Source organism: Actinoplanes sp. NPDC020271, assembly GCF_044388125.1.
Taxonomy (GTDB): Bacteria; Actinomycetota; Actinomycetes; order Mycobacteriales; family Micromonosporaceae; genus Actinoplanes.
In genome coordinates, this window is record NZ_JBIRWQ010000094.1 from 1 (window position 1) to 1,095 (window position 1,095).

Annotated in this window: 1 protein-coding gene; it reads right to left on the reverse strand. The window is 68.5% G+C overall.

What is annotated here, in order from left to right; translation table 11 throughout:
• Window positions 1-25: 25 nt before the first annotated feature.
• Window positions 26-1,095 (reverse strand): IS110 family transposase (locus ACH442_RS48070; protein ID WP_396344935.1); only part of this gene is annotated, 1,070 nt, incomplete at its 5' end.

Here is a 1,095-nt window from a genome sequence, read left to right on the forward strand (position 1 = left end):
CTCCGCCGCTCCCGGCACCCCTCTGTCAAGGGGTTGTGGTGAGTGATGTTTTAGGGTGGTGTTTGGTAGGTCCGGGATGTGATTTTTCCGAAGTGCCGGTTTTGGGGTGGGGGCCGGCCGCGCTGGAGTTCAGAGTCGCCCCCGGGTGTCCTCCCGGGCCTGTCGTTGCTGCTGGTGTGTGGGTGTCGTTGGTCATTTGTCGGTAGACGTGGTCGGACAGGCGGCGTTTCAGGGCGCGCATGGCTTCGTTGGTGGTTTTGCCTTCGGCGAGTTTGCGCTGGTAGTAGGCGCGTCCTGGGGTGTCGTAGCGCAGCTGGCAGGTTGCCATGATGTGCAGGACCCGGTTGATGCGCCGGTTGCCGGCGCGGTTGAGCCGGTGGTGGTTGTTGTCGCCGGAGGACACGTCGATGGGGGCGGTGCCGTTCCAGGTGGCGAAGTGGCCGCGGGTCGGGAAGCGGCTGATGTTGCCGATGTCGCCGAGCAGGCGGGCGGCGCCGGACGGGCCGATGCCGTTGAGGCTGGTCAGGCCGGTTGTGGTGGCGGCCAGCAGGGTGGTCAGTTGTTTGGTCGCGGTGGTCATTTTTGCGTCCAGGGTGGCGAGCTCGTCGACGAGTTCGGCGGCCAGTTGGTGGCGGGTGGCCGAGGCGATGTCACCGCTGGTGACGGCGACGGTGGTGAGCAGGGCCCGGGCCTGGTTGGTGGTCAGGTTTTTCTTCGCGCCGCCGGGGATCAGTTCGAGCAGTAGCCGGTGCAGCCGGTTCGCGGTCTGGGTGCGGGTGACACCGAGCAGGTCACGGCGGTCGCTGAGCAGGCGTAACGCGACGGTGGCGTCATCGGTGCCGACGGTGCGCAGGCCGCTGGTGCGTAGGGCGGTCACGGCGATGTGATGGGCGTCGTGACTGTCGGTTTTACGGCCGTGCCCGGTGGCGTAGCTGCGGGTCTGCGCGGCGAGTTTGGAGGGTACGTCGATCACGGTCTCGCCGTCGGCGACCAGGCGCTGGGCCAGGTGCCGGCCGATGCCGTTGCAGCCCTCGACCGCCCAGACCCGGCTGGGGTGGCGGCGGCCGGCGGCGAGCATCGCCTGGTAGCCCGGGG